Consider the following 23,849-nt stretch of genomic DNA (forward strand, 5'->3'; position numbering starts at 1 on the left):
ATCCCTTCTGGGACGTAGCTAAACTCTCCTATGGAGAGTTTTTTTAAGTTTAAACTTACATACGGCTAGGCGCCGGCAAGCCAAGCACCTGCAGTGCATCCCCTAACGTCTCTTTAGCTTTGGCGGTCAACCAAATGCGAAAGTGCTGGACTTCACCGTCTGCTTTCAGAATCCTGCAAGCCGTATAAAAGTTATTAAACAACGCAGCCAATTGGTAGGCATAACCGCATATTGTATTTGGCGTCAATTCCTTGCTCGCACTGTGCAGAGTATCGAGCCAGCCGCTGATATGCCTCAGCAAAGCTCTTTCGGCGGACTCCAGCGAAGTTATTTTGACCGGATCATTATACTGCTGAATATTCAGTTCCTGCGTTTTCCTTAACACACTACTGGCACGGGCATAAGCGTATAACAAATACACGCCTGTATTGCCTGAGATTTCAGTGGCCTGTTGTAAGTCAAATACCACCTCGGTCTGAAGGCTGAAGCGCAGCAAATAATACCTTATCGCAGCGGCCGCAATCTCTCTGCTGGACGGTCCGCTTTGCTCCGTGCGCTTAGGCTCGATCACGCTCTCCATGATATCCAGTAACTCAGTTACTTTGATTCCAATCCCTTGGCGTCCGGACATGGCATAGGAGCTCTTGCCATCGGATATGTCGATCCCTAGTTCCGAGGCCGACGAAGGGCTCAAAGAGACGACACCGTAGCTTACATGATGCAGCTTCTCCGCTTCTTTCGAATAACCCAATGCCTGAAGCGCCTGCTTCACCATGGCCTGAGGATATTCCTGCCGGTAGTCAATGACGTTAATAACCGAACTGGCTTTGCCGAAATTATTTTTCTCGATCCCGTAAGAGCGGGTTATCCATAAATCACCGGTAAATTTCTGATACGCAAAATCTTTGTCCAGCAAGCCGTATTTCCACAAATGGTATGCAATATCTTTGGCTGTGTAGGTTAAAATACCGTTGGAACGCACCAGAACTTTCTCTGCGGCATGATCGGTTGTTCCCTGCTGCAAGCTGCCCTCAGCCTGACTCTCTGCGTTTTGCTTCAAAACCCAGCAGCCAGCCAGCTTTCCTTCGGTTTCTTGATAAAATGATGGGGTTTTCTGCAGCAACTGAAACGCCGAATGCCAGAACCCTTCTCTTACGATGCTGCTCTCCCAGACGAGGAGATCGTATTGAATACCAAATGCGCTCATATCCTCAAGATGCTCACGAACGATCCGCTCCGCCGCAAGCATGCCAATCCACGATACGTTGGAGTTGCCGCTCTCCAGGTCATGAAGCACTGTGATGCGGTTCTCAGCCAGCTCGGGGTTCATTGCATACGCTTTGTTGGTCGTTGCGTATAGGTCCCAGCAATAATCCCCGAAACGCCCGTGTTCTCCCGGTAAAGGAATGTGCAGCAATCCCACCACGGTATCCGCTAATTGATTGCCTAAATCATCGATGTAATTATGAACTTCGACATGATAGCCGACTCTTCTGAGCAGCCTTACTAACGTATCGCCAATGCATGAGTTCCTTAGATGGCCGATATGCGCTGACTTGTTTGGATTGATGGAGGTATGCTCGATGACTACTTTTTCAGGTGGGCACTCCGGTAGCTCGAATTCACGCTGCATCCATTCTTCCCAGTTGATATATAAATTTAAAAATCCAGGAGAAACGACTTCGATTCGGCTCAATAAATTTTGCATATTCCCCTGTTGGATGATCTTCGCCTTGATTAGCTCTGCGATTTGCAGAGGAGGCTTCCTAAGTGGCTTTGCTAACTGCATCGCGATATTACTGGAATAGTCGCCATGTTCGAGGTTTGCGGGTTGTTCAATTTTGACAGTAAACTCAAAATCGTCTTCGCCTAAGTTTTCAAACAGACTTTGAACAGCATCGGCTACATGTTTCATAACCAAATGACTTAACATTTATAATCCCCCCAATAAAATTTCTTGTTAAAATAAAAAAAGCCCACGTCTCATAAGAGACGAGGACTTATTGTGCTCGCGGTACCACTCTTGTTGTTAAACATAAAGTTCAACCACCTTATAGAATAACGGCTCTGACCGGGGCTTCCTACTTTACAGTTCAGAAGTCCATCTCATGGATCCGCTTCATTATTGACTCCGGCCGGCTCTCACTATCCCGGCTCGCTTGGACGTAGAGGACAATAATTACTCTTCCAATCATTGATTCGCATATAAACTTTGGACTATTATAACCAGATTCGCCAAGAAATATCTACCTTTTTTTGAAGAACCCATTCACCTAAGCAATAATTTCTTTTATCTTGTTTAGAAGAAAACGCTTGCAGTGCGAAAGAGGATATGGTATAAAAAATATAAATCTAAACGTTTAGATTTACGATAATTTATTAATTTGAGGAGGTGGAGTATGGCTAACATTAGCATCAAAGATATAGCAGCCAAAGCGAATGTGTCTACTGCTACCGTCTCCTACGTCCTGAATGGCACACGAAATGTCCGTCCCATAACGCGTGAACGGGTATTGGCCGTGATCGAAGAGCTCAATTATAAGCCGAACGACATTGCCAAGAGCCTGAAGCGCAGACGTACAGACACGATCGGCGTAATTGCGGAAGACGTTACCGTATTTAACACGCCGGAAATTATCGACGGCATTAACGATTACGGCGACCGCCATGATCTGCATATTTTGCTGACGAACCTGCGTCTGGATAAACGGATCGGCCGCGATTTCGATAACATCGACAAGTACAAAAAATATGCTACAAGCGCCGTGTCCGAGCTGCTCAGCAAGCAGGTGGACGGGATCATTTACATTGGCGTACATACCCGAGACTTGAGCGGATTGATCAATACGGAGGGCAAACCGATCGTTTACACGTACGGGTATACTCAGGACGATGTCGCAATTCAATATAACGATGAGCAGGCATCTTATGAAGCAATGTCCTATTTAGTTCAAAAAGGACACCGGCGAATTGCCATAATTAGCGGCTTGATGGACTCGATTCCGTCACGTCTCCGCTTGAATGGATATTACAAGGCAGTAACTGAGTTCGAACTGCCCTTCGATCCGCTCTATATCAAGATGGGGGATTGGGAGCGGGTATCAGGTTACCGGTTGACGAAGGAATTATTGGCTTTGCCGGAGCCGCCGACAGCGATTTTGTCTATGAATGATGTTATGGTTGTCGGGATTCTGGAAGCGGCAAACGAAGCCGGAGTAAAGGTGCCGGCGGACTTGTCCGTGATCGGGTTCGATAATCGTGAATTCAGCGATTATTTGACTCCCCGCATTACAACTATGGATATTCCGTTGCATGAAATGGGATACCAAGCGATGGAGGTTCTCCATGATCTTATGCAAGGAAAGAAAAACGAGCCTATGAATATGCCGGCCTGTCGGTTGATTGAGCGTGATTCCGTAGCTGCCCCGAAGAAATGAAGGAATTTTTTCGTGACAGCTCCTCTTTTCCAATAAAATCTAAACGTTTAAATTTTTGACGGAATGGTGACAACTTGCTGATGGAGGCAAGCTCACATATACATGTACCACACATTAGGGAGGGGTCAAAGTGAAAATGAGCATGAGTACAAGCAAGGGCAAAAGCAGGAACAAAAGATGGTTTATGCTATCCCTGGTAGCTGCGTTGTGTCTCGGTTTGCTGTCCGCCTGTGGCGGCAAAAATGAAAGCGGTGCCAACTCACCTGGGACAGCGGCTAATGGGGGGAATAAAGAAGCATCCGGAAATGAAGTGACGCTTCGTTTTATGACTTGGGATTCCGGACAGACGCTTCAGCCTTACCAGAATGCGATTAATGCTTTTATGGAGAAACACCCTAACATTAAAGTCAAAGTCGAATCCGTGCCTGATAACTACGACCAGAAGTTGCTGACATCGCTCGCGTCAGATACTGCTCCTGATGTGTTTATGGCCTGGAACTATCCGCTGTACGTGCCGGGCGGAGCCCTTGAAGATATGCAAGCCTGGGTAGATAAGGACAATTACGATCTCGGCAAATATTATCCGATCTTAATGGATTACATGAAATATGATGGCAAACTGTGGGGACTTCCGACCACGTATTCCACACGTGCAATTTACTACAATAAAAAGCTGTTTGATGAGGCAGGCGTACCATATCCGCAAGATGGATGGAAGTGGGATGAATTTGTCGATACCGTCCAGAAGCTGACCAAGCCTGGACAATACGGATTCATTATGACGCCGGATGATGTAATGACGATGCAGCCGTATGTCTGGAGCAACGGCGGAGACATGGTAAGCGATGACGGGAAAACGGTTGAAGGCGTGTTGAACAGTGCTGAGAATGTGAAGGCGATGACTTTCCTGAAACAACTGTACGATGCATCCTCCAAAATCAACTCTGCGGGCAAATTCAGCACGAACAACGGCTTGGAATCGTTCCAGACAGGACAAATCGCGATGTTCGACAACGGGATGTGGCCGCTCGGGGACATTCTGAAGGAAGGTAAGCTGGATATCGGAACCGTGACGCATCCTCTGCCGGAGGGCGGCAGCTTAAAAGGCATTATCCATACGTCTGGCTACTCGATGCCGAAGTCGGGCAAGAACAAAGAGGCGGCATGGGAATTGATCAAGTTCATGTCGGGTGAAGAAGGAATCAAAATTATCACTGCGAATAAGTTCGCATTCTCGCCAGTCATCTCCGTAGACGAAGAAAATGGCTATGCCACGGATCCGTACTTGGAAGCCTTTGCAAAAGAATTAGAGGGCAGCGACAAGCTGATTGCGAGCATGCGGAACGAAAAATGGAGTGAGGCTGAGGATATGATTCGCGCAGGGGTGCAGTCGATCTTCTATAATAATGCCGATATTCAGAGCACTTTGAATGATGCGGCCAAGCAGGCTCAAGCGGTTTTGAAATAACGGGTTCAGTATGGATTTACAGTAATGGAAGGATGGGAGGCTTGGGGCTTACAAGCTGACAAGCAAGGACTGCAAAGCTGTCAAGCTGTCAAGCTGTCAAAGCCTCCCCTTCTCCTCAAATTGAGGTGATGACAACATGGCACAATCCAGCGTAGATCAGACTCTATTGAAACGTTCCTTCAGAAGGAAAAGGCTTCGTGAGAATGCGGCGGGCTTATTCTTTATCTCGCCGTGGCTCATCGGCTTTCTTCTGCTGATGTTTGGCCCTATGGTTTTCTCTTTAGGGATCAGCTTCACCGAATGGAATATGGTTGGCAGCCCGAAATTTATCGGCGTTAAAAATTACATCCATATGTTCACGAGCGATCCCTTCTATTTTAAGTCGATGATCGTCACATTTAAATACGTGTTCATTATGGTGCCCTTGCAGGTCGTGTTTGCGATTCTCATCGCTGTCCTGCTCAACCGGGCCACCTATGGCATTAAATTTTTCAGATCGATTTTTTATTTGCCATCCCTAATTCAAGGGGTAACGCTCGCGCTAATTTTTAGCTGGATGCTGAACGACGACTTTGGGCCGGTCAATTATATGCTGGAGTTCGTCGGGCTTCCACGAGTGCACTGGTTGACCGATCCAAACGTTGCTCTATACGCGCTTATATTCATTGCTCTATGGGGCGTCGGCTCTCCGATGGTGCTGTACCTGTCAGCGCTTCGCTCGGTATCCTCCGAATATTACGAAGCAGCGGATATTGACGGGGCAGGACCCGTACGTAAATTTTTCAACATCACAATTCCGCTAATTACGCCGACGATTCTATTTAATATTTTGACGAGCCTGATCTCAGCATTCCAGACGATCGTTCTTGCGTTTGTGCTGACAGGAGGAGGGCCGGCGAACTCGACGTATTTCTATTCTCTTCACGTCTATCGCAATGCGTTCACCCACTTCAAAATGGGTTACGCCTCGGCCATGGCCTGGGTGATGTTCATTCTGATCGTGCTATTGACGGGGCTTGTTCTGGCATCTTCTAAATACTGGGTTCATTATGAAGACGACGGAGGTGGTCGCTAATGCACGCGATAGAGGGCAAAAAACGTATTCAATCTATCCTGTTTATGGTTTTAATTGTGCTCTGTGCAGCAGCTTTCCTCTTTCCGATCGCCTGGATGCTGTCCACTGCGGTGAAAGCGCCGGAGGATATTTTTACAGCCAAGCCGGAGCTCATACCAGCAAATTGGCAGCTGCATAACTTCGCTGATGCTTGGAACGCGCAACCTTTTGGCCGCTTCCTTCTGAATACACTGATCGTAGTGGCCGTATCGACTCCGTTTGCCATGCTGTCCGCTACGATGGTCGCCTTCGGATTTGCCCGGATCAATTTTTGGGGCAGAAATGCTCTGTTCCTTTTCGTGATCGGTACGATGGTAATTCCTTGGGATGTGACGGCTATTCCGTTATACATCCAGTACAACAAGATGGGACTCATTAATACGCTTTGGCCCATGATTTTGCCGGGGGCGTTTGGCTCCGCGTTTTTCATCTTCCTAGCCCGGCAGTTCATTATGGGGGTTCCGCGAGATCTGGATGAAGCGGCTGAGATTGACGGGTGCAACCGCTGGCAGATTTATTGGAGCATCATCCTGCCGTTATGCCGCCCGATCGTGGTCGTCATAGGAGTGTTCCATTTCGTCTGGTGCTGGAATGAATTTTTAACGCCGCTCATTTTTATAAATGACCAGAGCATGTACACGCTGCCGCTCGGAATCAATTTATTTAAGAATGCTTTTAATATTGAATACGAGAAGCTGATGGCGGTATCTTGCTTATCGGTTCTGTTCCCGGCAACGCTGTTCTATTTTACGCAAAATCTTATTCTAGGGGGCATTTCGCTCAGCGGAGTCAAAAAATGATAAAGGTGACAAGACTGAGGGGTGGAGACATATGAACATACTGAGCAATCCAAAGTTTGAACTTGCCTTTACAGAGCGTGGAGCGGTAAAGTCTCTGAGGATGAAGGACGATCCTTACGAGATGAACTGGGTTGTTGATCCCGGTTATATGGCAGAGGCAGGTTATGATGATGTTGATAAGCTGTTCGGGGAATGGACAGCGGAAGTGAACGGACGCACAATAAGAAGCTTCGATCTGATCCCGGCCGTTAGAAAGGAAAGTGATCGTTGTGCTGAAATCTCCTTCAATGCAGAGGGACTGACGATTACACTGACTTATCGGCTTGAAGAGGAGCGGATGATCTGGCATATCGAGAGCTCCAATGCTACGGACAAGGAGCTGCGAATCGATGGATTCCATCTCTGGTTCTCGTTAGCCTATGTGATGTTTCGTGACGAAAACGTGCTGCGCAACATAAGTCAATCTTGTGCGGTATTTGCGCATATGGGAGGGGAATTCCCCAAGTTCGCAGCAATCCGGCGCAGTAATGAGGCACCCCATCTCGGTATTTATGGAAAAAAGGGGCGTTCAGCGGCGTTCGGTTCATTTTGCAGATATGAGAATCGTTTTCTGGAGCAGGTGTCGCCATCGCTTGATGGTCTGCTGTTCCATCAATTATCGCTCGTCGAGGATGGAAGCTCGATGCCGGAATCGGCAGCTGTTGATTGGATTTACAGGGATGAGTATCATCCGTTGATTTTGGAAGCAGGGCAGCGTATGCAGTGGGAGTTTACGTTTGCTGCTTGTCACGATCAGGAGGATTTTTATCAGCAAGCGTTAGTGCATGGGCATCCCCGCTGGACTTATACTCCGGTGTTGACGTCAGGCGGGCTATTTCAAGCGGAGCTGGAGCTTCCGCCCGGCCAGCAGTTCCAGCAGGTTAGGCTGCTTACTACATCGCCTCATCAAGGTGTAGTTCAGGAGGAAGATATTACGGCTTTTTTCGTGGCGGACGACGAGCGTCAAGGGGTATTCCAGGCTGCCTTGCAGCGGACACAGCCGGGGGAGCACAAGCTTGAACTGCTGCTGAAGGATGGGCGCAAAGATGTGCTCGTATGGAATGTGCTTGAACCAATCGACCGTATACTGGAGAAGCGTGCGGAGTGGCTCTGCCGCAACAACTATGACGCAGAGGGAACATCGGGAAGAGCGCATGCATTTTTGCCGCTATCCAATCAGGGAGAGTCATTAGGGAAACTCACGTTCCTCCTCATGAAAAATGGTCTGACGACTCCCGTGCCGGAGCAAGTGGAAAAAGCGGAAGCATCTGCGGTGCTCGATATGAAGCGTCACTGGTTTGAATATGGCAACTTTCTCAAGCCGCGGGCTCTATATGGAAATTTTTATCGTATATTTGATCTGGACTATATCGCCCATGTGTTCTACTTGCTCTCTCGCATGGAAGCTTCGCTGCTTAAACTGAATACGCCGCATACTTATTTGGAGTGGGCGGCGGAAGTGCTTGCTGTCCGGTTGAATCCGGACTGTCACCAAGGCCAGAGGGAGAAGGATGAAACAGGTTTAAGCGGCGTGTTTATATTGTATATCGATGATTTGCTCAAGGATTTATGGGAGGCTGGGATGCTGGAGTGGCATCAAAGGCTGATCCGGCTGTGGAAGGTATTTGGAGACAGGCTGGAGCGGAATGCAAAACCGTTTGCTGGTGCGATTACGGAGCATTTCTATGATAATGCCGGGTTTGGGCCGACATGTGAGACACTGCTCTCCGTTGGGTTGCGGGATGAAGCGGAGCAATACGGTCAGTTGATCCTCGCCAATATCGGCTTCAGCAATGATTACCGGGCGCAGAATCCAGACCGCTGGTGGGAAGCCTTGTCGTACATGATCCATTCCTTATGGGGAGGCCTGGTAGCGGCTTCTTCCCGGGTAGCTTACGAGCATCTTGGCAACCCGCAGTACTTGGAGGCCGCTTATCGTGCGGCGATGGCTGTCTTCAACTGCTATGATTGGAACGTCTCGTCTACGCCGCGCCGCTTGCAGCCTGGAGAAGCTGCTTCGACTTACAGCGTGGCTGCCCCGAATTTGAACATGCCATCCCTGTCGCGGGATCGATTTGGACAATCCGTATTCCGTGACGCGAGCGATCCGTTATTTGCTTCCCTGTTCTCCAATGCGACAGGCGACGATTGGGATATGGGAGAAGAGCTTGTGGCGTACTTGCTCGGATTCGGCACGACGACTTATTTATATCGCGATGCGAAGGGAAAACTTCGCTGTGTCAACGGGTACATTACGAAGGATGAAGATAGCTGGATCATAACCAGCTATGCAGCTTATCCGATGAAATACGTTGTTCAGGAAGAAGGGCTGGTGCTTCAGGCGAACAAAGGCGAAGTGCTAAGGCGGGCTCGGTACTGGGAAGGGAAGCTGTCCGCTCTGGAAGCCGTGCGTGAAGGGGAATGATGAACGGATAACATACCCACAGATAACAATAACCGCAGTCGCAGATCAATTCAGATCTGTAACTGCGGTTATTTATGTAGATATTATGTATTACAGCACCACAATCCGGCGGGCGGCAGCCAAGGACCGCAGCTCGATGTTGAGACTTTCTTTCATTTCATCCGTTAGTTCGAGCGAGAGGCCATAATGGAATACGGCGTTCTCATGTTCTTTCTGCCAGAGAATGCTGCCCGGAAACTTATGTAAATCTTCATTAAGTCGTACGTGAACTGTAGCTTCAATCTGATGGGTTGATGCGCGAAGATCCAGCTTGGTCTGAATTCGGCATCCCGACTTGCTAATATCGATCAGCTCGATTTCTGCTAATTTACTGTTAACAGGAACATTGTTAATCTCCCTGATTTCTATCCAGCAGGGCAAGGGTGTGGTCATTGAATAACGGAAGGGATCCGTTCTTCGTGTTGTCATGGTTACGTCCTCCGTAAATAGGAATATAATCCGGTGATCATAGGGTGTTTCAGGTAAATGATATTATATTATATCGGTTTATGTAAATATTTAATGAGCACTCAAAAATTCTTATAAAAAAAATACTCTCAGAGCTAAAAGAGGTTGTTCAGAAGAGCAGTAAACTCTTCGAACAACCTCATTTTTTTGTTGCAGAGCAGCTACTCGGCGTTGTCAAGCGCTTGCCGGATATCCTCCTCCAGGGCAGATGGTTCCGTTCGCGCGCTGTACTGCTTAAGAATGTTTCCGTTCCGGTCAGCAAGGAATTTGACAAAATTCCATTCGATGTCCCCTGTCCGGTAAGGAGCGGGAACGTGGCTTACAAGATATTCATACAACGGGTGGGCATTTTCGCCCTTGACGTCGATTTTGGCGAAGAGCGGGAAGCTGACCTGGTAGTTCAAATCACAGAAACTTTTGATTTCCGCTTCCGTACCTGGCTCTTGCCCGGCAAATTGATTGCAGGGAAAGCCGAGAACGACCAGTCCTTGTTCGCCATACGTATCATATAATTGCTGCAATCCTTCATATTGCGGAGTTAATCCGCAAGCGCTGGCCGTGTTGACAATCAGCAGCACTTTTCCTTTGTATTGCTCAAGCGTCGCAGTTTCTCCCTCGATCGTTCGGACTTCAAATTGATATAGCTGTGACATTTTCGTTATACCAAATCACAGGCTTCCGCTGGCATCCAGTGGGCATCCTGTCCTTCCCATTTGACATTGCAGCCAATTGGATTCGTTAACGGCATGCTGACCGATTGGCCTGAAGTAAGCTCAGTTAGAGCTCTCTCGAGGTCATTGGTCGTCATTTTTGAAGTCTCGCGAGGGTTGTCCACTCCACGACCCGTATAAACAAGGTGGCGCTGTTTGTCAAATACGAAGAAGTGAGGTGTGCGCAGCGCGCCGTAAGCTTTGGCTGCGTCTTGATCCATATCCCGGAGATAAACCCAAGGGAAGCGGTGTTCCTCCATTCTAAGGATCATATGCTCATAAGAATCATCGGGATGCGTGTTTTCGCTGTTTGCATTAATGCCGACAAAGGCTACGCCTTTGTCTTTGAATTTCTCCGCCGTTTGGCGAGTCACTTCATCGGAACCGACTACGTAAGGGCAATGGTTGCAAGTGAAGAAGACTACCAGGTAATCGGCTGAAGCGAAGCTGTCCAATGAATACAAAGCTCCATCTGTCGCCTTTAGTTCAAAATCGGGAGCCTGGGCTCCAAGCTGCAACGTAAAACTCATGTAATACGGACCTCCTCATCAATAGGTTTGATAGATTGCGTTTCAACATGAGCAGAATTTGGTAGACAGTCGGACGTCTTTATTGTACTCCATTTTGCTTGAGATGCCTAATTGAAAAGCAAATGAAAAGCGAGCTCCTCGACACGTCAAATGAAGATAATTGTCGAAAAAACTCGCTCAGTTATGTATTCAAAACTATTAAAAATGACAACCTTGATTAATGCGATTAGTTACTGAAGCAGCAAGTGAAGGGTGCTGGCCAGGAATAATAACAGGCCGGTTCCGGTCAGGCTGATCAGCAGGGTTACGATAAATTTCACGGCAATATTGGTTGGCAGCCGGAACACGCTGATGTTGGCTGCCGCAGCAAGTATGCCGATTAAGGCGCCGAGCGCTCCTCCGATAAAAACAAATACTAGCGGCAGGAAGCACCATATTTTAGCTACGACAGGAAGCGGTTTAGTAACCTGAATGAACGAGCCGTCAATAATGATATTGGGGACGTCCACTCCGAATAAGTCCTTTTTCCACACAGCCTCTACTTCATGTCCGTCATCACGGCGCAAAATCATCGGTTCCCTTTTCTTGGCGGTAACCACCTGGTTATTCACCATAAGCTTGGCATTGCCGCCAATTCCCGAAGTGACAACCTCCAGCGTTTGATTGGTGAAACCCGCGGGGTAAATCCTGTAACGCATAATCTTCCTCCTTCGTCGAATAAAAATATTTCTTTTATTTATATCGGAGGAAATGGGAAAATCTTCATAGGGCTTATGGGATATATTCAGGTTTTGTGGAATTTTAGCGGATCGTGTTGCAAAATATTTATTTTTAAAAACTCTCCGATGGAGAGTTTTACTATACGTCCCAGAAGGGATACTCGCGCTCCTTGCGCGAGACTCCGTTTGTCCAGCTGCTGCGCATAGCGGACTCACTCCGACGCCCCCCCAAGGGGTTCTCATCCCCTGGACGCAAAAAAACTCTCCCATGGAGAGTTTTACTATACGTCCCAGAAGGGATACTCGCGCTCCATGCGCGAGACTTCGTTCGTCCAGCCGCTCTGCGCGACGTACTCACTTCGACGAACCCCCAAGGGGTTCTCATCCACTGGACGCAAAAAAACTCTCCGATGGAGAGTTTTACTATACGTCCCAGAAGGGATTCGAACCCCTGACCGACGGCTTAGAAGGCCGTTGCTCTATCCAGCTGAGCTACTGGGACATAAAAAAAATATTAAAAACGCAAGCAAAAAATATTTTAACACACCAAACGCTACGAATCAATAGGTAAATAAATAAAAATAATCCTTCATTAATAGCCTACACTTAAGCACCCGCAAATGAAGTCTTGGATACAAGTATTTTTATCTCGAATACGTCTATGCTATAATTTCAATTAATGCAATTATGGAACAAAGGAGGTTGCGCATATCAGCAATTCTCGACCCGATGAAAAGGACAACATTGTTTTATTCCCTAAAACGTTGGATTATTATCAAATCGAGCTGACGCGAATGCTGGAAACGGAACGATACCGCGAAGCCGCGGAGCTCTTGCAATTTTTGCTGCAGTGCCAAGGGCAGGATCCCCGCCATTATGAGGAATGGCAGGCTCTGCTCGATTGGTTGAACAGCGCTTTTCCAAGCTTTGACCAGGGGGATGCGCCCGAAGAGGACGCTTATGCTGAGGAGGATATGGCCAGGCAGCATGCCGAAGCCAAGCTGGCGGAGGATCATCTTTACGTCGAGAAGCTTCTTCATGTCGTAACCGAGAAGCCTTTATCGGAGCAGACCTTCCTTGCGCTGGAGCAGTTGGTGTACCTGGATAGGCCAGAAGTGGACGAGGTGCTGATCCGCTGGATCGAGGGCACGGATATGCATCCGCTGCTACAATACCGCGTGCTACAAACTTTGCAGCGCCGGGGCACGCAGGGAACGCTGAACTTGAAGCGCGGCGGTGAGCCGGTGGAGATTGATATCGAAGCTGTTCCGCTGAAACCTGAGCAATTCCCTGCACCGATACAAGCGGTATTGGAGCGGGTGGGCAACGAGACACAGGTGCATGATCCGACGCTGTTTTATTTTGCCCAGGAGCTCTGGTCGCAGTTCATTATGGCGATCTACGGCACAAAGAATTACCTCTCGATCTTGAGCGAGGAGGATGCGATTATTGATATTTGGGCGGCAGCTCTGCATCTTATGGTCTCGGACAGTCTTCCCGGCGGAAAAAACGATGAGGAACTGAGGACGCTTTATGGCATAACAGATGATTTGAGGTTGAAGTTTGAGCAGGCCTGCCGATCGATGCGGCAGTTCGTCGCTGCGGGCGTAGGCGGTTGATTGAGAATACGGGGATGCATGGCGGTCTCCGAGAACCCTCTCGTTCTGCTCTTGTAAAAACATTTATTGTTGTTTATAATATAGTGGTTATTCTGAACGTGGAATAGAGACAGCTATACTGGAACCATGATAGCTGCTTTATCGCGATTCGGTTTCGGTATTTCAATATAGTAATATGTGAAATTTGGAGGGGAAGGCATAAAATGAAAGCAACTTGGGAAAAAATAGAGAAGAACCTCGGCGTTCTTGAGGTTGAAGTTGAAGCAGAACGCGTATCTGCTGCACTAGATAAAGCGTTTCAAAAAGTCGTAAAGAAAGCAAACGTACCTGGATTCCGTAAAGGTAAAGTGCCACGGTCGATCTTTGAGGCGCGTTTCGGCGTTGAATCCCTTTATCAAGACGCGATCGACATCTTGCTTCCAGAAGTATACACTGAAGCGGTTGATCAAACGGATATTTTCCCAGTGGACCGTCCTGAAGTGGACGTAGAGCAATTTGCGAAAGGACAACCTTTCAAGTTCAAAGCCAAAGTAATCGTTAAACCGGAAGTAACGCTTGGCAACTACAAAGGCCTCGAAGTACCTGTAGAGCCGGTAGAAGTAACTGAAGAAGAAATCAACCAAGAGCTTGAGCGCTTGCAGCAGCGTCATGCTGAACTCGTTGTTATCGATGAAGAAGCAGCCCAAAACGGCGATACTGTAGTCATCGACTTCGACGGTTCCGTAGACGGCGTTCCGTTTGAAGGCGGCAAAGCTGAGCGTTATTCGCTGGAGCTTGGCAGCGGCACATTCATTCCGGGCTTCGAAGAGCAAGTCGTCGGTTTGGCAACGGGAGATTTCAAAGACGTTACTGTGACCTTCCCTGAGACTTACCATGCTGAAGATCTAGCTAGCAAAGAAGCTGTCTTCAAGGTTAAAGTACATGAAATCAAACGTAAACAACTGCCTGAGCTTGATGACGAGTTCGCGAAAGACGTCAGCGAATTCGATACGCTTGCCGAATATAAAGAAGATCTGAAGAAAGAGCTTCTTTCCCGCAAGGAGAAAGACAGCAAAGCAGCACGCGAAGGAGTCGTCGTTGATAAAGCAAGCGAGAACGCTGAAGTTGAAATTCCTGAGTCGATGGTTCAAAGCGAAGTTCAAAACATGGTGCGCGATTTCGACAACCGTCTTCGCTCCCAAGGCATGAACCTGGAAATGTTCTTGAGCTTCTCCGGCCAAAGCATCGAAGATCTGCAGGAGCAAATGAAAGCTGATGCCGAGAAACGCGTTCGCAACAACCTCGTTCTGGAGCAAATCGCGAAGGCAGAAAATATCGTGGCTAGCGAAGAAGAAGTGAACAAAGAGCTTAACGATATGGCTGAAGCGTACAAGCGTACTCCGGAAGAGATCCGCAACATTCTTGCGGCTAACGGTTCGCTTGGCACTTTGAACGAAGATGTAACTCTCCGCAAGACGATTGAGTTCTTGCTTGAGAACAGCAAAGAGGTTCCGGCTGAGAAGAAAGAAGAAGCTAAAGAAGAAGCAACTGAAGAATAGGATGATGGCTTAGCCCATCTTAAGCTTTTGCGGCTTTTGGTAAGAACAAGTTGGACAATGTTAAGGCACGTATATAAGATGCGTGCCTTAATTTTTAACTTTTTTAAAATACATATATTGGTATCGCTAAGCTGGACAAGTCTTTGGTTATATAATACGTTCAGGAAGTCATACACTGTATCGAATGAAAAATGACATGCGCCTTTGAACGTGATAGAATATTTCTGTAAGCGTAAGAATTTGAAAAGGAAAAGAGGTTGGTCGCATGAGTCTGGTACCTATGGTCGTAGAACAAACAAGCCGGGGAGAACGGTCTTACGATATTTACTCGAGACTGCTAAAGGATCGAATTATTTTTCTCAGCAACGCGATTGACGATGATGTTGCCAATCTCGTAATAGCCCAGCTGTTGTTCTTGGCAGCGGAAGATCCTGAGAAGGATATCCATCTGTACATCAATTCCCCTGGTGGTTCGGTTACAGCCGGGATGGGTATATATGATACGATGCAATATATCAAACCAGACGTTTCTACAATTTGCGTAGGAATGGCTGCCAGCATGGGTTCGCTCCTGCTAACAGCGGGTGCTCCGGGCAAACGTTTTGCACTTCCGAATAGTGAAGTGATGATTCACCAGCCGCTTGGCGGTGTGCGCGGTCAAGCCGCGGATATCAAAATCCATGCCGAATGGATCATCAAGACGAGAGAGAAGCTGAATCAGATCTACGTAGATCGGACGGGTCAACCCCTTGAAAAAATCGAACGCGATACAGACCGCGACTTTTTCATGAGCGCGGAAGAGGCTAAGGCCTATGGGATCATAGACCAGGTCATTAGTAAGCCGATTAAACCATAAAGGGGTGTTTACATGTTTAAGTTCAACGATGAAAAGGGACAATTGAAATGCTCGTTTTGCGGTAAATCGCAAGAGCAGGTCCGCAAGCTTGTTGCAGGACCGGGCGTTTATATATGTGACGAATGCATCGAATTGTGCACGGAGATTGTGGAAGAGGAACTCGGACACGAAGAGGAATTGGATCTGAAGGAAATTCCGAAGCCGAAGGAAATTCGCGACATTCTGGATCAGTATGTCATTGGCCAGGAACAGGCGAAGAAGTCGCTGTCCGTTGCAGTATATAATCACTACAAACGTGTTAATATACAAGGCAAGGTTGACGACGTCGAATTGCAGAAGAGTAATATTTTGCTGCTCGGTCCTACGGGCTCCGGTAAGACGTTGCTTGCGCAAACGATGGCAAGAATTTTGAATGTACCGTTCGCGATTGCTGATGCAACTTCCCTGACGGAAGCAGGGTATGTCGGCGAAGACGTCGAGAATATTTTGCTGAAACTGATTCAGGCGGCGGATTATGACGTGGAGAAGGCGGAGCGCGGCATCATTTACATCGATGAAATCGATAAAGTGGCCCGTAAATCCGAGAATCCATCCATTACCCGTGACGTATCAGGTGAAGGTGTGCAGCAGGCCCTCCTCAAAATTCTGGAAGGTACTGTAGCGTCTGTGCCTCCACAAGGCGGACGTAAGCATCCGCATCAGGAATTCATTCAAATCGATACGACGAATATTTTGTTTATTTGCGGCGGGGCCTTTGACGGCCTGGAGCAAATTATCAAGCGTCGGATCGGCAAGAAAGTGATCGGCTTCAACGCAGTGAGCGAAGGGCAGAAGGATCTTAAACCGGGCGAATATCTCTCTATGGTGCTTCCGGAGGATTTGCTTAAGTTTGGTCTGATTCCTGAATTCGTGGGCCGTTTGCCGGTGATCTCCACACTGGAGCCGCTCGACGAGAAAACGCTCGTGCGTATTCTGTCCGAGCCGAAGAATGCTTTGGTGAAGCAGTATCAGAAGCTGCTTGAGCTCGACAATGTGAACCTGACTTTCGAAACGAAGGCGCTTGAAGCAATCGCCCAGGAGGCGATCAAGCGGAACACGGGCGCGCGTGGACTCCGTGCGATTATCGAGGGCATCATGCTGGATCTGATGTATGAAGTGCCTTCGCGCGAGGATATTACGGATTGCGTCATTACGGAGAAGGTCGTTCAAGACAAGACGGTTCCAGAACTGGAGCCGAAGAAGAACAAAAAGCAAGAAGAGAGCGCATAAGGCTTAACGGCCGAATACGCCACAAAATAGATGTCTGGTTCTCCACCTTTGCAAGGGCGCGTGTTAAGTTACGCGCTTGCTTGCAGGGGTGGAGCTTTGACGTTATGGGAGAGGCTTGAAATGACATTCTTGAGACAAGATACCCGGCCGGTCAAAGTCGGCAATCTGACGATCGGCGGCAGTAACGAAGTAATCATTCAGAGCATGTGTACGACCAAGACGGCAGATGTCGCCGCTACGGTGGCAGAAATTCACCGGCTGGAGGAAGCAGGCTGTCAATTGGTTCGCGTGACCGTGAATAATGAAGAGGCTGCAGCGGCGATCAAGGAAATCAAGAAGCAAATTCATATACCGCTTGTGGCAGATATTCATTTCAATTACAAACTGGCCTTGCTTGCGATTGAGAACGGCATCGACAAGGTGCGCATCAATCCGGGGAACATTGGCCGCCGGGAAAAAGTTGAAGCCGTCGTTAAAGCCTGCAAGGAGAAAGGAATTCCGATTCGTATCGGAGTCAATGCGGGTTCTCTTGAAAATCATCTACTCGAAAAATACGGCTATCCTACGCCAGAGGCGATGGTGGAGAGCGCATTGTTCCATATCGGGATTTTGGAGGAACTGGATTTCCACGATATTATCGTGTCGCTCAAAGCATCAGATGTTCCGATGGCTATTGCCGCATACGCTAAAGCCGCGGAGGTCATTCCGTATCCGCTGCATCTTGGCATTACCGAGGCTGGCACGTTGTTCTCGGGCACTGTCAAGAGCGCGGCAGGCATTGGGGCGTTGCTCTCCATGGGCATCGGCTCCACGCTTCGGATTTCATTGAGCGCCGACCCTGTGGAGGAAGTCAAGGTCGCTCGTGAGCTGCTGAAGACTTTTGGGTTGATTTCGAACGCAGCTACATTGGTGTCTTGTCCGACTTGCGGCCGATTGGATATCGATTTGTTTGCAATAGCGAATGAAGTGGAAGAATATATCGCCAATTTGAAAGTACCAATCAAAGTGTCCGTACTCGGCTGTGCCGTGAACGGGCCAGGCGAGGCCCGCGAAGCCGATATCGGTATCGCCGGTGCGCGTGGCGAGGGTCTATTGTTCCGTTACGGGGAAATGATCCGCAAGGTACCAGAGGCCGATCTGGTGTCGGAGCTCAAGAAGGAAATCGACCACATCGTCGAGGTCTACGAAGCGACAGGTGAAATTCCCGGACGCAAGGAGCACCGGCCTGCCACCGCCCAAGCATAAACGATAAGCATTAAGTTGCTTAAGTATAAGGATTGCGTAAGCAGCGTTAAAATAACGCATATGTAAAAAGTGTGTGAGTATAGACCGTCGAATAAAAAACCGTAAACTGCACGGTAAGTGCAGTTTACGGTTTCTTTTGTTATTTAATGTGGGATGGATTAACATTGTGTCGCTGTGATATTAGGATGGCCTTAGTGTACATATGCATGAGCGGGTGACAACTGGGGCGCTATGACTGCTTAATGAGGGACGAAGCTTGACGAAATGGCGTTACATCGTTTATTGGTAGGCTATATCGTTATCGTTTTGTTGGCACCCTGTATTGCTTTTGGAGTCCACCCAAGTCACCTGGCTTTTCAGTGAATAGTTAATAATGAATAATGAATAGTGAATAGTTAATAGTGAATAGTGAATAGTGAATAGTGAATAGTGAATAGTTGATTTGAATACTAATTGCATTTTATACAGTTAGTCCCCCTATTTTTTAAAAAAATACTTGTGCTAGATGTAAATCATGCAGTTAGTTTGCCATAATTGGACTGAAACGTAGAAATAGCCCTAAAATAAATGTAGGTTCTGCAGTTAATCGCCCCCGACCTGGCTAAAACGATTGAACTAACTGTATGAAATACATTTAGTTACCTTAACCATCCTAACTAGCGCATTAGTATGCTCATAACGGATCAACAGCAGTCTCGCAACATCTCCTTAATATCCCGCAACTCGCATCTTTTGTAGCACCCGCTACATCTCGCAACACCCCACAGCATCCCGTAACTCACAGCATCCCGTAACTCACAACATCCCGCAACATCCCCAACATCCCCAACATCCCCAACATCCCCAACATCCCTCACCATCCGATACAATCTGCTATACACCTCGTAAGTTTCTGTACTAACTATCCTCAACTTGTATCATATCGCTTGAATATTTCCTGGATTTCATAAACTTGTTTCAGCTTACAATAGTCTTGCCACGTGCATTAGGATGTTCAATTTCGTATCTTTATCTCACCACGTCCACGTCCACCACCACCAACACCAACACGATCACCTTCAGCCCCCATCTACATCCACCCCCCATCTACATCCACCCATCTACATCCACCCAGTTCCTCCATATACACCACTGTGCTTCGATGCGCGCCCCCTTTGCGCCAATTTAATCCAATTCATGTTCATTCTTAGTTAGCCGCATCTGCAAACAGCCTGAAGAAACTCCCTAACTGGGCCTGAGGTTTTAAGAATGTAACACGGATCGACGTTTTTCTTAATGACATTTTAGCTTTTATTTGCGTTTTATGATGGGCGAATAGGGCAATACTACCATGTATCAGTAAAAGTGTGGGAGGCTCAGTATGATGGAACTGAATGTAATATTGATGTCCGTTCAAATGTTTTTCGCCGTGGTAATCGGCCTTTATTTCTGGAATCAGCTGCGCAGCCAGAGGGGGAACCGGACTGCGGTGGACAAGGAGTCGCGCAAGGAAATGGAGAAGCTGCGTAAATTGCGGGCGGTATCACTGACGAAGCCGCTTGCTGAGCGTACGCGCCCAGCGACTATGGACGACATCGTCGGCCAGAAGGATGGGCTTCGGGCTTTAAAGGCTGCATTATGCAGCGCCAATCCCCAGCATGTCATTATTTATGGCCCGCCAGGGGTCGGCAAGACGGCTGCGGCCAGAGTGGTGATGGAGGAAGCGAAGAAAAATCCGATATCGCCCTTTAAGTCAGACGCCAAGTTTATTGAAATGGATGCGACGATAGCCAGATTCGACGAGAGGGGCATTGCCGACCCGCTCATCGGTTCGGTCCATGATCCGATTTATCAAGGCGCAGGCGCCATGGGGGTGGCGGGAATTCCGCAGCCGAAGCCGGGAGCGGTGACGAAGGCGCACGGCGGCATTCTGTTTATCGATGAAATTGGGGAGCTTCATTCCATTCAAATGAATAAAATGTTAAAGGTGCTAGAGGACCGGAAGGTTTATCTGGAAAGCGCCTACTACAATTCCGAGGATTCCGGGACCCCGGCTTACATTCATGACATCTTCCAAAATGGATTGCCAGCCGATTTCCGCTTGGTTGGGGCGACGACGCGTTCTTCGCATGAAATTCCTCCAGCCCTCCGTTCGCGCTGCATGGAAATTTATTTCCGCCCGCTGCTGCCGGACGAGATTGCGCAAATTGCCGAGGATGCCGTGAAAAGAATTGGCTTCCAGCCGTGCCCGGAGGCGATTGAGGTCATCAAGAAATTCGCGACGAACGGACGGGAGGCGGTGAACATGGTTCAGCTTGCCGCAGGGCTGGCCCTGACCGAGCAGCGCGACCATTTGCTCGCTTCTGATTTGGAATGGGTGGCTACGAGCAGCCAGCTCGCGCCGCGTCCGGATCGCAAAATCAATGAGCAGTCGGAGATCGGCGTTGTCAACGGACTTGCGGTATACGGTCCCAATATGGGTACCTTGCTGGAGATTGAAGCAACGGCAGTGCCCGTGCACAAAGGGAAAGGCGTCCACACGATCACCGGCGTAGTCGATGAAGAAGAAATCGGCGGAGGCAACCGGACGCTGCGGCGCAAGAGCATGGCGAAAGGCTCAGTGGAAAATGTGCTGACCGTGCTGAAGAGCATCGGCCTTCATCCCGCAAACTATGACCTTCATATCAACTTTCCTGGCGGAACGCCGATTGATGGCCCTTCTGCGGGCATGGCGATCGCTACGGCAATTGCATCCGCGATCAAGCGGGTGCCTGTGGACAACCGGATTGCGATGACAGGTGAACTGGGCATCCACGGCAAGGTGAAGCCCGTTGGCGGAGTCGTCGCTAAGGTCGAAGCGGCTTTTCAAGCGGGGGCGACGACCGTTCTCATTCCGAAGGATAATTGGCAGACTCTGTTTGAAGGCCTGCAGGGGCTCAGAGTGATTCCAGTGGAATCGGTATCCGAGGTGTTCCGCCATGTGTTCGGCCCTGAAGCAGAGAAGAACTTTGACCTGTCCTTGGGAAGCGATTCTTTCGTCCCGGCTCCGGCTTCGTTTCTACATGCGGAGTCCCCGCAGAGCGGTACGCTGTAGCTTTGCAGGTTTTATTTGGGAATGAAGGGGGTAACCGTCGGGCATTTCAATGGGGCGGCTGCGCGGAGCAGTCGCTCTTCGTTGGTGTTTTCAAGAAACATTTGCTAAAATAGGACTAATATCTTACGAGAACGTTTGGAGGTGCGAAAGCGATGGGATCCCATAAATCCAAGAGCCGTCGTTTTCCTTTGTTGCCCTTGCGCGGCCTTCTCGTCTATCCGAGCATGGTGTTGCATTTGGACGTAGGCCGGGAGAAATCGGTAAAGGCGCTGGAAAAAGCGATGGTAGACGACAATTTAATTCTCCTCTGTTCTCAATCCGAAGTGAACATAGAAGAGCCGACCCAGGAAGATATTTTCCGCATCGGTACAGTAGCGAAAGTTCGGCAAATGCTGAAGCTCCCTAACGGAACAATCCGTGTATTGGTCGAGGGGGTAGAGCGCGCCGAAATTATTGAATATTTGGACAATGACGAACATTATGAGGTGCTTGCGCAGGAGCGTCCTGAAGAGGAAGTGCTTGATCCTGAGGTAGATGCCCTCATGCGTACCGTGCTGAACCAATTCGAGCACTATATCAATTTGTCCAAAAAGGTAACGCCGGAGACGTTGGCTGCAGTGTCCGATATTGAGGAGGCTGGCCGACTGGCGGATGTTATTACAAGCCATTTGTCGCTTAAAATCAAGGACAAACAGGAGATTCTGGAGACGATCGACGTAAGGAAGCGGCTGGAGAAGCTGCTCGATATATTGAATAATGAGCGCGAAGTTCTGGAGCTGGAGCGCAAAATCAGCCAGCGCGTCAAGAAGCAAATGGAGAAGACACAGAAGGAATACTATTTGCGTGAGCAGATGAAGGCGATTCAGAAGGAACTCGGTGAGAAGGAAGGCCGGGCTGGAGAAGCGGAGGAGCTACGCGCGCAACTGGAGGAGAAGAACCCGCCTGAGCACGTTCGGGAGAAGGTTGAGAAAGAAATCGACCGCCTCGAGAAGATGCCTGCCAGTTCTGCTGAAGGCGGCGTCATCCGCAATTATGTGGATTGGCTGCTTAGCCTGCCTTGGAACGAAAGAACCGAGGATGACCTTGACTTGGCGAAAGCGGAGCAAGTGCTCGACGAGGATCATTATAGCTTGGATAAGCCGAAAGAGCGCGTGCTGGAATATTTGGCGGTGCAGAAGCTTGTGAAGAAGCTCAAGGGGCCGATACTCTGCCTAGTAGGACCCCCAGGGGTAGGGAAAACCTCGCTTGCCCGCTCGATCGCCCGCTCGCTAGGCCGGGAATTCGTGCGGATTTCCCTAGGCGGCGTCAGGGACGAGGCCGAGATTCGCGGCCATCGCCGCACTTATGTGGGGGCGATGCCGGGCCGAATTATCCAGGGCATGAAGACGGCGGGGACGCTGAATCCCGTATTTTTGCTCGACGAGATCGACAAGATGGCCTCCGATTTCCGCGGGGATCCATCCGCTGCGCTGCTGGAAGTGCTGGATCCCGAGCAGAACAACACGTTCAGCGATCATTTCATCGAGCTTTCGTTCGATTTGTCGAACGTCATGTTCGTCACCACGGCGAATGCGGTGCACAACATTCCGCGTCCGCTTCTGGACCGGATGGAGATGCTCTATATTCCGGGCTACACCGAACTTGAGAAACTGCAAATCGCCTCGCGTTACCTGCTTCCGAAGCAGAAACGCGACCATGGGTTAGAGCCGGAGCAGCTCGAGATCGGCGAAGAGAGCCTGCTGCGGACGATTCGGGAATACACCCGGGAATCGGGCGTGCGCAATTTGGAGCAGCAGGTTGCGGCCTTATGCCGCAAAGCGGCCAAGAAAATCGTTTCCGAGGATGCCCAGCGCATCGTGATCGAACCGGATGATATCAAGGATTATTTAGGCGTGCCGAAATACAGGTACGGCGTAGCCGATCTGGAGGATCAGATCGGGACGGTGACCGGGCTAGCCTGGACGGAAGTCGGCGGTGAGACACTGGTCATCGAGGTAACCGTCGTTCCGGGAACCGGCAAGCTGACCTTGACTGGGAAGCTTGGCGACGTCATGAAGGAATCCGCTCAGGCCGCTTTCAGTTATACGAGATCCAAAGCAGCCGAGCTGAGTATTCCGCTTGATTTCCATGAGAAGAATGATATCCATATTCATATTCCGGAAGGGGCCATACCGAAAGACGGGCCTTCCGCAGGCATTACGATAGCTACGGCGTTAATCTCCGCGCTGACGAACCGCTATGTCTCCAAAGATGTGGCAATGACCGGTGAGATCACGCTGCGGGGGCGCGTGCTGCCAATCGGCGGCTTGAAGGAGAAATCGCTGGCCGCCCATCGTGCGGGCTACAAGAAGATTTTACTTCCTAAAGACAACGAGCGCGATTTGCGGGATATTCCAGACAGCGTGAAGGAAGAAGTTGTTTTTGTTCCTGTGTCCCATATGGACCAGGTGCTGGAGCACGCCCTCGTAGACCAATCCGGGATCCATTAGAGAGGAATTCA

The 23,849-nt window shown here is 49.0% G+C and carries 17 protein-coding genes, 1 tRNA gene and 1 other annotated feature; of the genes, 12 read left to right on the forward strand and 6 right to left on the reverse strand.

Annotated features, from left to right (window positions below):
* Window positions 1–55: 55 nt before the first annotated feature.
* Entirely contained in the window at window positions 56–1,933 is a 1,878-nt protein-coding gene (locus ACYUJT_RS23460; protein ID WP_460326978.1) for an arginine--tRNA ligase, read from the reverse strand.
* Between the two features lie 52 nt (window positions 1,934–1,985).
* Window positions 1,986–2,204, reverse strand: a binding site (T-box leader).
* A 195-nt stretch (window positions 2,205–2,399) separates the two neighbouring features.
* Between ACYUJT_RS23460 and ACYUJT_RS23465 the strand changes: the two genes are divergently transcribed.
* From ACYUJT_RS23465 to ACYUJT_RS23485, 5 genes are all read left to right on the forward strand, one after another.
* Entirely contained in the window at window positions 2,400–3,437 is a 1,038-nt protein-coding gene (locus ACYUJT_RS23465) for a LacI family DNA-binding transcriptional regulator (RefSeq protein ID WP_460326980.1), read from the forward strand.
* Window positions 3,438–3,573: 136 nt separating this feature from the next.
* The gene (locus ACYUJT_RS23470) at window positions 3,574–4,905 is read left to right on the forward strand and encodes an ABC transporter substrate-binding protein (protein ID WP_460327103.1); all 1,332 of its coding nucleotides are present in this window, start codon (window positions 3,574–3,576) and stop codon (window positions 4,903–4,905) included.
* A 136-nt stretch (window positions 4,906–5,041) separates the two neighbouring features.
* Window positions 5,042–5,980, forward strand: a complete 939-nt coding sequence (locus tag ACYUJT_RS23475; RefSeq protein WP_460326982.1) for a carbohydrate ABC transporter permease — start codon at window positions 5,042–5,044, stop codon at window positions 5,978–5,980.
* A complete protein-coding gene (locus ACYUJT_RS23480) occupies window positions 5,980–6,819 on the forward strand; it encodes a carbohydrate ABC transporter permease (RefSeq protein WP_460326984.1) in 840 nt (279 codons plus the stop codon). Before ACYUJT_RS23475 ends, ACYUJT_RS23480 begins: the two co-directional genes overlap by 1 nt.
* 31 nt (window positions 6,820–6,850) lie before the next feature.
* Window positions 6,851–9,283 (forward strand): hypothetical protein, encoded by a 2,433-nt coding sequence (locus ACYUJT_RS23485; protein ID WP_460326986.1) that lies wholly within the window; start codon window positions 6,851–6,853, stop codon window positions 9,281–9,283.
* Window positions 9,284–9,373: 90 nt separating this feature from the next.
* Here the strand turns inward: ACYUJT_RS23485 and ACYUJT_RS23490 are convergent, their stop codons facing one another.
* The 5 genes from ACYUJT_RS23490 to ACYUJT_RS23510 form a co-directional block, all read right to left on the reverse strand.
* A complete protein-coding gene (locus ACYUJT_RS23490) occupies window positions 9,374–9,751 on the reverse strand; it encodes a PilZ domain-containing protein (protein ID WP_460326988.1) in 378 nt (125 codons plus the stop codon).
* 200 nt (window positions 9,752–9,951) lie between these two features.
* Window positions 9,952–10,443, reverse strand: a complete 492-nt coding sequence (locus tag ACYUJT_RS23495) for a glutathione peroxidase (RefSeq protein WP_460326990.1) — start codon at window positions 10,441–10,443, stop codon at window positions 9,952–9,954.
* A 5-nt stretch (window positions 10,444–10,448) separates the two neighbouring features.
* On the reverse strand, window positions 10,449–11,030 hold the full coding sequence (locus ACYUJT_RS23500) for a thioredoxin family protein (RefSeq protein ID WP_460326992.1): 582 nt from the start codon (window positions 11,028–11,030) through the stop codon (window positions 10,449–10,451).
* Between the two features lie 230 nt (window positions 11,031–11,260).
* Entirely contained in the window at window positions 11,261–11,728 is a 468-nt protein-coding gene (locus ACYUJT_RS23505) for a hypothetical protein (protein ID WP_460326994.1), read from the reverse strand.
* 449 nt (window positions 11,729–12,177) lie between these two features.
* Window positions 12,178–12,251, reverse strand: a tRNA-Arg gene (locus tag ACYUJT_RS23510).
* 292 nt (window positions 12,252–12,543) lie between these two features.
* On the opposite strand from ACYUJT_RS23510, the gene ACYUJT_RS23515 reads away from it, so the two are divergent.
* The 7 genes from ACYUJT_RS23515 (at window position 12,544) to lon (ending at window position 23,838) form a co-directional block, all read left to right on the forward strand.
* The gene (locus ACYUJT_RS23515) at window positions 12,544–13,368 is read left to right on the forward strand and encodes a hypothetical protein (RefSeq protein WP_460327105.1); all 825 of its coding nucleotides are present in this window, start codon (window positions 12,544–12,546) and stop codon (window positions 13,366–13,368) included.
* 203 nt (window positions 13,369–13,571) lie between these two features.
* Window positions 13,572–14,906, forward strand: coding sequence for a trigger factor (tig, locus tag ACYUJT_RS23520; protein ID WP_460326996.1), 1,335 nt, complete (start codon window positions 13,572–13,574; stop codon window positions 14,904–14,906).
* Between the two features lie 265 nt (window positions 14,907–15,171).
* Complete coding sequence (gene clpP, locus ACYUJT_RS23525) at window positions 15,172–15,762, forward strand: ATP-dependent Clp endopeptidase proteolytic subunit ClpP (RefSeq protein ID WP_460326998.1); 591 nt, start codon at window positions 15,172–15,174, stop codon at window positions 15,760–15,762.
* Window positions 15,763–15,774: 12 nt separating this feature from the next.
* Window positions 15,775–17,031, forward strand: coding sequence for an ATP-dependent protease ATP-binding subunit ClpX (gene clpX / locus ACYUJT_RS23530; RefSeq protein ID WP_155611495.1), 1,257 nt, complete (start codon window positions 15,775–15,777; stop codon window positions 17,029–17,031).
* 120 nt (window positions 17,032–17,151) lie between these two features.
* On the forward strand, window positions 17,152–18,276 hold the full coding sequence (ispG, locus tag ACYUJT_RS23535) for a flavodoxin-dependent (E)-4-hydroxy-3-methylbut-2-enyl-diphosphate synthase (protein WP_460327001.1): 1,125 nt from the start codon (window positions 17,152–17,154) through the stop codon (window positions 18,274–18,276).
* 1,363 nt (window positions 18,277–19,639) lie between these two features.
* A complete protein-coding gene (lonB, locus tag ACYUJT_RS23540; protein ID WP_460327002.1) occupies window positions 19,640–21,349 on the forward strand; it encodes an ATP-dependent protease LonB in 1,710 nt (569 codons plus the stop codon).
* 152 nt (window positions 21,350–21,501) lie between these two features.
* Window positions 21,502–23,838, forward strand: coding sequence for an endopeptidase La (lon, locus tag ACYUJT_RS23545; RefSeq protein WP_460327004.1), 2,337 nt, complete (start codon window positions 21,502–21,504; stop codon window positions 23,836–23,838).
* Window positions 23,839–23,849 lie beyond the last annotated feature (11 nt).

It is taken from the genome of Paenibacillus sp. YSY-4.3 (genome assembly GCF_054767475.1).

Excerpts from the sequence above, each read along its gene's own strand:
- ACYUJT_RS23460 (WP_460326978.1), bottom strand. The coding sequence starts at position 1,933 with ATGTTAAGTCATTTGGTTATGAAACATGTAGCCGATGCTGTTCAAAGT.
- ACYUJT_RS23465 (WP_460326980.1), top strand. The coding sequence starts at position 2,400 with ATGGCTAACATTAGCATCAAAGATATAGCAGCCAAAGCGAATGTGTCT.
- ACYUJT_RS23470 (WP_460327103.1), top strand. The coding sequence starts at position 3,574 with ATGAGCATGAGTACAAGCAAGGGCAAAAGCAGGAACAAAAGATGGTTT.
- ACYUJT_RS23475 (WP_460326982.1), top strand. The coding sequence starts at position 5,042 with ATGGCACAATCCAGCGTAGATCAGACTCTATTGAAACGTTCCTTCAGA.
- ACYUJT_RS23480 (WP_460326984.1), top strand. The coding sequence starts at position 5,980 with ATGCACGCGATAGAGGGCAAAAAACGTATTCAATCTATCCTGTTTATG.
- ACYUJT_RS23485 (WP_460326986.1), top strand. The coding sequence starts at position 6,851 with ATGAACATACTGAGCAATCCAAAGTTTGAACTTGCCTTTACAGAGCGT.
- ACYUJT_RS23490 (WP_460326988.1), bottom strand. The coding sequence starts at position 9,751 with ATGACAACACGAAGAACGGATCCCTTCCGTTATTCAATGACCACACCC.
- ACYUJT_RS23495 (WP_460326990.1), bottom strand. The coding sequence starts at position 10,443 with ATGTCACAGCTATATCAATTTGAAGTCCGAACGATCGAGGGAGAAACT.
- ACYUJT_RS23500 (WP_460326992.1), bottom strand. The coding sequence starts at position 11,030 with ATGAGTTTTACGTTGCAGCTTGGAGCCCAGGCTCCCGATTTTGAACTA.
- ACYUJT_RS23505 (WP_460326994.1), bottom strand. The coding sequence starts at position 11,728 with ATGCGTTACAGGATTTACCCCGCGGGTTTCACCAATCAAACGCTGGAG.
- ACYUJT_RS23515 (WP_460327105.1), top strand. The coding sequence starts at position 12,544 with ATGCTGGAAACGGAACGATACCGCGAAGCCGCGGAGCTCTTGCAATTT.
- tig (WP_460326996.1), top strand. The coding sequence starts at position 13,572 with ATGAAAGCAACTTGGGAAAAAATAGAGAAGAACCTCGGCGTTCTTGAG.
- clpP (WP_460326998.1), top strand. The coding sequence starts at position 15,172 with ATGAGTCTGGTACCTATGGTCGTAGAACAAACAAGCCGGGGAGAACGG.
- clpX (WP_155611495.1), top strand. The coding sequence starts at position 15,775 with ATGTTTAAGTTCAACGATGAAAAGGGACAATTGAAATGCTCGTTTTGC.
- ispG (WP_460327001.1), top strand. The coding sequence starts at position 17,152 with ATGACATTCTTGAGACAAGATACCCGGCCGGTCAAAGTCGGCAATCTG.
- lonB (WP_460327002.1), top strand. The coding sequence starts at position 19,640 with ATGGAACTGAATGTAATATTGATGTCCGTTCAAATGTTTTTCGCCGTG.
- lon (WP_460327004.1), top strand. The coding sequence starts at position 21,502 with ATGGGATCCCATAAATCCAAGAGCCGTCGTTTTCCTTTGTTGCCCTTG.